This is a genomic window from Veillonella sp. ICM51a (genome assembly GCF_000524355.1).
In the GTDB taxonomy this organism is placed as follows: Bacteria; Bacillota; Negativicutes; order Veillonellales; family Veillonellaceae; genus Veillonella; species Veillonella atypica.
Window position 1 is genome coordinate 1 of sequence record NZ_JAPX01000012.1, and the last position, 6,767, is coordinate 6,767.

Sequence of the window (6,767 nt, forward strand, 5' to 3'; positions counted from 1 at the left end):
TTTCTAGAGTAATCAAACATTTGTGACAAATACCTATGCCTTTTGATTCATAAAGTACTCTGTTATAACTTGGTTTGGTGATTTAAAGTTTAAGACTTTTTGTGCAATGTTATTATATCTATTAGCATATCGACTATGTGCTTTTAGAAAACTCTCCATACTATTAAACTTACGAGAATAAAATCTCTCACTATCAATTCGATGACTGCGCTCTACCTTTCCATTCTGCCACGGAGAAAATGGTCTTGTCGTTTTATGCTCTATTTCTAATCTTTTTAATACAATATCAAATAAACACTCTCGATCTTTTACTCCATAGTTTGTAAATTCACGACCATTATCTGTTTGTATTGTATGAATAGGAAATCCCATTTTGGCTTCTAAATTTAATAAGAACCGACTTGTATTAGTAACACTTTTTTCATCTATAATTTTTAGAATTCTCTTTCTAGAAAACTCATCAATAGCTGTAAGTTGATAGTAAGATTTTCCTTGTGTTGAAAAGGCTAAACTCTCGCGAGGTACGTATTTTATATCAATCTGAACCTTTTCTCCTGGATATGTTACTAGATCTGGTTTCCACTTGCTTTTTGGAACAGATTTAACAACCTTTTTCTCTTTAATGTGACACCTTATTTGTCGGCACATAGAGCCATATGAGCGTTTATAACCACGCTTTTTTGCCTCAACATATACTTGAGACAGCCCTTCATGTTTAAACTTAGAATGCATACGCTTGATAAGTGCTAGTTCTTCCTCAGTGTGTTGATTAGGATGAGAATGTGGTTTACGACTATACAATCGAAGTGAATCGATAGTCCCGTCGAAACGCTTCACCCAACGTTGTACTTGTTGTCTACTAGTATGATAACGGCGTGCAGCTTCAGCATTATTTCCATACTTTATAGCATATTCACATACTCGTTTACGAAATCTTAATTCTTCAGTTATAATAGAATGCATGAGAAGAAACTCCTTTTGTTGTAATGTTTGGATTAAGCAACTTCATTATAACAGAGTTCCTTCTCATTTTTTATTCACTTGTCACAAATGTATTATACTCTTACATATGCTATAATACAGCTGTTGATAGTATTAGAGAGTTCTTATAAAAAGAGGTATGTATAATGAAACTATGTAAACGATCGATTATTACCAGTTCACTATTAGCTATCTTAGCTATATCATCCGCATACGGGGCTACACCTGCGCAGCCAAGTGAAAGCACAGATACTGCTGTGGTTGATATGGATTACGCCAATATTCCAGAGTTAAGAAAATCAATTGAAAGCGCAACACCAGCCATAGTACAATCTACGCTTGATGCTTCTGAGGGAAAACCTACTAACGGTAAACCAATTTATTCGACAGTCACTATGTCTGGTAACCGTGTTGTATCTGTAAAAACTTATAAGTCTAAAGAAGAACAAGAAAAGGCCATGTTAAAAGAACGTAAACGCTTAGACAAGGTCACTGCAGAACGTCGCGCTAAACGGAAAAACGAAATACGAACAGATATGCTAAAAGGTTTAACACCTATACCGTTCTATCCACCTGTTAGCGAAACACGCGAATTACAAAGCGAAATGTTTTCTAGACCATTTGGCAGACAGCTCGATTTACGTTTGGTAGAAGCCTATACACAAGATTATGATAAGGCCAAACCTGGCGATATTTACGTCTATGCTGATTATGTAAACTACACATCTAAGCAACTATTAGGCGAAAAGGATGGTACTACTGCTATTTCAGCTATGATTTTACGTACAATCATGAGAAAAGATGAAAATAAAGCTTTCAGCATCGATGTAAATGCGTACTTCATAAATCCAACAACCCATACCATTTCCATAAGTCGTTCTGACGATGTAAAAGGTATCGATATCAAGAAAGACGAAAGAGCTGAGGCTGTATTTAAACTACCGTCACACCAATTGCAAGCTGGCGACCCACAGTATGAAATCGCTAAGCTTATGTATCAAGACCTAACAAATAAAAAATTTGATTAACAATATTTAAATACACTCTCTATGACAAATGCCGTATCACATTTCACTCAAGAAATATGATACGGCATTTGTAGTTAAACTGTATATACGCAAGGTTCATCATACCCTGATAATAATTTATCATGCGTTATAAGAATCATGTCTGATGCTTTAGCTTGACTAATTAATAGTCTATCAAAGGGATCATGATGTGGTTTCGCACCTAATAATAGACTTAATGTATGCAGAGCCATGATATGTGAAAAATCAATATCAAGACATTTAAAGTCCGCCTCTACACATAATTCATGTAATAGTTCTGCACCATAAGGCATCTGCACTGGATTCTTTATATGTTTTATTTCCACTTCCCACATACTGGCCATACTAAAATAGATTGTATTTTGATAATCAGCAATAAGGTTTCTTACAAATGTCGGCAACTTTTCACTATCGAGAAAAGTCCAAATTAACATATGAGTATCTAGTAATAAATTCATATTACATCTCCAAACATATCTTGTACGTCTTTATCCAATTGATCAAAATTTGGAGGATCTATTATCCTCCCTTTTCCTATTCCCAATCTCTTTACGGGTGTACTATTACCTTCTGACAAAGTTAATTTTACAACAGTATTATCATCACGGACTATATAAACAACACGTTCTTCTCCAGTTTTAAGTTTCTGTATAAGGCTATTTAACTCATGTTGAGCTTCATTTAAACTAACTTGGCACATCTCTCCACCCCCAATCTTTGGTAAATTTAGTACATTTGTAAGATTATTATACTATATTCTCAATCATCCGTTAATCATATTATTGCCTCTACATTATGTAATACTTTTTCTTTTACTTTATAGACTCACAGTAAAACTATAGCCACAATAAGAAAACCCCTTCATAGCATAAACAGGCTACGAAGGGGTTCTCATGTTAATTACGCCGGGCGGCTCCAATCGACTTGTACGTCAATAGCACCCCACATGCGTGTAAGAGCTAATTTAAAGTTTTCCAAGGATTCTAAAGGTTTTACTTGTACCCGTTCATACGTATCGAGACCTGTTGCATTCTCAATAGTATGTTCTTCGTTTAAGTATGCACGGACCTTATCAATCCATTCTTGTTCAGGTAAATCTATCGTTACGATTTTTGTATCCGTATCGTAAGATAAAACCCCGTTACTATTTACACCATAATGGATGGCCACACGAAATATACTCATATTTATACCTCTCTTGCAGATAGTTTCATGCGTATACACATTTCTATACATGTACATTGTATCATGAATGTTTCTATTCTTGAAAGAATTTTATTCTTCATTATCTAAATCCATTTCGGCCTTTAATTCCGACCGTTTTCGCCGTTCTCCACCATCGCCGTGAGCACGACGCCAAAGGGCTCCACTCATGATGGCCCCTTCACCAAATTTAGATGCCAACGAGTCTAGCACGGTTGAAAGCTTCTCATCTTTCTCGCCCGTTTCAATGGAGAATAAATCGTCTTGTACAATCCCTTCTGCTGAAAGTCCACTAACCGTCACACCTAAGAGCCGAATTGGTTTGAGCGGCATATCGAGAACGGATGTATCAAATTGAGGTAACGGTGCGGCGCCCATCATCTCACGATTCTCCGTAATCGGTCTATCATTAGCGTTGTCGGTGAAAGTATTAGCATCACGGCGATTCGATTGGCTAGTATTGCGAGCCTCCCATTGTCTAGCATTGCTCCGTTCACGCATGAGTTTATTCCACAATAGTACGGATGTATCATAGATAATACGTTCTTGGTCCGTAGCAGAATCGAGCCGTTTTTGGCGGGATACGGTCTTAAAATCATTGTATCGCACCTTAATGGACACGGTATGACCCATCAAACCATATTTACGCAATCGTTTGGCTACGCGATTGGCAAAGTAATGAAGTTCTAAATCGATAATAGCGGGATCCTCGACATCGCTTTCATAGGTCTCCTCATTACCGACAGACTGAATTTGACGATCCGGTTCTACAGGCCGTTCATCGATGCCTCGTGCCAATTCCCAAATACGCCGTGCCTGATTGCCCACATAAGGCACTAACGGTTTCTCATCCGACAAGGCCTGCACATCCTTTATCAAGACAAAACCACCATCTTTAAGGCGTCGTTCCGTACTAGGACCTACACCCCATATGCGTTTTATGGGCAAATTTGCGAGGCTTTCACATTCCTTACCATAAGGAATAACCACAAGCCCATCAGGCTTATCTAGGTCAGACGCCAGTTTAGCAAGGAATTTATTCGGGGCCAGGCCAGCAGAAATGATGAGCCCCGTTTCCTCAAACACGCGGTCCTTAATAGCACGGCCCAAAGCCTTGGGGCCTGTGAATTTATGGGTAATACCCGTAACATCCAAGAAGGCTTCGTCCAGAGATAAGGGCTCAATGATAGGTGTAAATTCCTCCATCACCTTGTGGATGATCTGAGAAATCTCCTTATAACGAGCCATATTCGGATACACGTAGATACCGTGCAGACAAAGTTTCTTCGCCCGCGAAATGGGCATGGCCGAATGGACACCAAATTTTCGGGCCTCATAGGATGCAGTAGCTACGACGCCACGCGAAGAAAGACCACCCACAATAACGGGGTGGCCTTTGTATTCAGGATGATCCAGTTGTTCTACGGATGCAAAGAAAGCATCCATATCAACATGCATAATCCAGCGTCTCATGATTACGCATCTTTTTCGTGTTCATCAAGACGGCAGTATTTGATTTGTGCACAAATGCATTCGTCTTTAGTTTTGTACAATTGTGGAATGATTTCCAAAATATCACCAAATGTATCTTCATTGATGGAATAGCGAGTCCAAAGACCATTACGTTGAGAATTTACAACGCCAGCATCAATTAAGATTTTCATGTGGTAGCTCAATGTGGATTGAGATAAATTAAAACTTGCCAAAATATCTGCTGCACACAACTCATTACATGACAACATATCTATAATATGCAATCTTGTTTCATCACTGAGCGCTTTAAAAATCGTTGCCAAACGTTCATAGGAAACTTCAACCATAAGAAAAACTCCTCAATATACATCAAAAATTATCAATCTACTTTTATACTATTATATACTATTTTTATAACTAAATCTATTTTTTTCTTTTTATTCTCATTAAAATATTTTAATTGAATAATTAAATTTATTTATGAGATAGAAAATACGCATAAAAGCGGAGATTCTCTAATAAGAATCTCCGCTTATTATTTTTTATAATAATTGGCTACAGCAGATTAAAATACGTTAACAAGATCGATTGTTTGGTTACGATTAGGACCAACAGATACGATACCCAAAGGCACGCCTGTTACTTCTGCAATACGTTCTACGTATTTACGCGCATTTTCAGGCAATTCATCATAAGAACGAATGCCGGAAATGTCTGTTTCCCAACCTGGCAATGTTTCATATACAGGTTCGCATGCTTCAAGATTTGTCAAGCTAGCAGGGAAGCCTTCAACGTTTTTGCCGTTTAATTTGTAACCTACACAGATTTTCAATTCTTTGAAAGAATCAAGAATATCCAAACGTGTAATAGCTAAATAATCAAGGCTGCTAAGACCTGCTGCGTATTTTACAACCATAAGATCTAACCAACCAGTACGGCGAGGACGACCTGTTACAGTACCGAACTCATGACCAAGCGTACGAAGTTCTTCACCAATTTCATTAAGTTGTTCTGTAGGGAATGGGCCTGCACCAACACGTGTAGCGTAAGCTTTCACAACGCCGAAAATATTTTTCAAATAGTTAGGACCTACACCCGCACCGGTGGAAGCACCACCAGCGATTGGATGGGATGATGTTACGAATGGGTACGTACCATGATCAAGATCTAGCATAGTTGCTTGCGCACCTTCGAACAATACCTTTTTGTCCTCTTTAATCGCTTTCAACACAGCATTATTTGTATCAGTTACATAAGGTTTCAAAGCCTCTGCATATTTAATGTAATCTGCTAAGATTTCATCGTAATTAACAGGTTCAGCATCGTATACCTTTGTAAGCATTTTGTTTTTAAACTCAACATTGTACGCCAATTTTTGTTTGAAAGTTTCCATATCGTACAAGTCGCAAATGCGGATGCCGATACGGTTTACCTTATCAGCATAGCAAGGGCCGATGCCGTTTTTAGTAGTACCGATTTTAGCATCACCTTTGGATGCTTCTTCGGCCATATCAAGAGCAATATGGTAAGGCATGATGACATGAGCACGGTCAGAAATGTGAAGGGATTTAGCAGATTTACCTTGTTTTTCAAGACCTTCAATTTCTTGTAACAACACCTTAGGATCAATAACAACGCCTGTACCAACGATATTTTGTTTATCATCGTACAAAATACCACTTGGCAATAAACGAAGCGCGAATGCCTTGTCATCTACTACAACAGTGTGACCTGCATTATTACCGCCTTGGCTGCGCACTACAACGTCTGCACGTTCCGCAATCCAGTCAACGATTTTACCTTTACCCTCGTCACCCCATTGAGTGCCGATTACCATACTTGTTGCCATATCTATGTCCTCCAATTGTGAAAGTCAAATTAATCCATAGTTATTATACAACATAATAGCAAAGCACGAAAAGACTAAATAAAGAGTTTAATTCAAACGCGCGTATATATGTGCCCTTACGAATTAGTACACGCCTGTTCTAATTCCAAAAGGGGGTGTATGTGCCCCTACAAATTAGTACACGCCTGTTCTAATTCCAAAAAGGGGGGTGC

Annotated in this window: 8 protein-coding genes; 1 reads left to right on the top strand and 7 read right to left on the bottom strand. The window is 38.3% G+C overall.

Going from position 1 to position 6,767, the window contains the following annotated elements; all coding sequences use genetic code 11:
- Window positions 1-33 precede the first annotated feature (33 nt).
- On the bottom strand, window positions 34-963 hold the full coding sequence (locus HMPREF1504_RS01530; protein ID WP_005379765.1) for an IS481 family transposase: 930 nt from the start codon (window positions 961-963) through the stop codon (window positions 34-36).
- 164 nt (window positions 964-1,127) lie between these two features.
- Between HMPREF1504_RS01530 and HMPREF1504_RS01535 the strand changes: the two genes are divergently transcribed.
- A complete protein-coding gene (locus tag HMPREF1504_RS01535; RefSeq protein WP_038122842.1) occupies window positions 1,128-2,009 on the top strand; it encodes a hypothetical protein in 882 nt (293 codons plus the stop codon).
- A gap of 74 nt (window positions 2,010-2,083) precedes the next feature.
- On the opposite strand, the gene HMPREF1504_RS01540 is transcribed toward HMPREF1504_RS01535, so the two are convergent.
- From HMPREF1504_RS01540 to HMPREF1504_RS01565, 6 genes are all read right to left on the bottom strand, one after another.
- Entirely contained in the window at window positions 2,084-2,488 is a 405-nt protein-coding gene (locus HMPREF1504_RS01540; RefSeq protein WP_038122844.1) for a type II toxin-antitoxin system VapC family toxin, read from the bottom strand.
- A complete protein-coding gene (locus HMPREF1504_RS01545; protein WP_038122847.1) occupies window positions 2,485-2,730 on the bottom strand; it encodes a type II toxin-antitoxin system Phd/YefM family antitoxin in 246 nt (81 codons plus the stop codon). The genes HMPREF1504_RS01540 and HMPREF1504_RS01545 overlap by 4 nt, the downstream gene beginning before the upstream one ends.
- A 200-nt stretch (window positions 2,731-2,930) precedes the next feature.
- Window positions 2,931-3,215, bottom strand: coding sequence for a hypothetical protein (locus HMPREF1504_RS01550; protein WP_005381175.1), 285 nt, complete (start codon window positions 3,213-3,215; stop codon window positions 2,931-2,933).
- A 90-nt stretch (window positions 3,216-3,305) separates the two neighbouring features.
- Window positions 3,306-4,706 (bottom strand): DNA polymerase IV, encoded by a 1,401-nt coding sequence (gene dinB / locus HMPREF1504_RS01555; protein WP_232203309.1) that lies wholly within the window; start codon window positions 4,704-4,706, stop codon window positions 3,306-3,308.
- 2 nt (window positions 4,707-4,708) lie between these two features.
- Window positions 4,709-5,053: a helix-turn-helix transcriptional regulator gene (locus HMPREF1504_RS01560; protein WP_005377990.1), complete on the bottom strand. Its 345-nt coding sequence runs from the start codon at window positions 5,051-5,053 to the stop codon at window positions 4,709-4,711.
- A 218-nt stretch (window positions 5,054-5,271) separates the two neighbouring features.
- Window positions 5,272-6,555, bottom strand: a complete 1,284-nt coding sequence (locus HMPREF1504_RS01565; RefSeq protein WP_005378132.1) for an adenylosuccinate synthase — start codon at window positions 6,553-6,555, stop codon at window positions 5,272-5,274.
- Window positions 6,556-6,767: the final 212 nt, after the last annotated feature.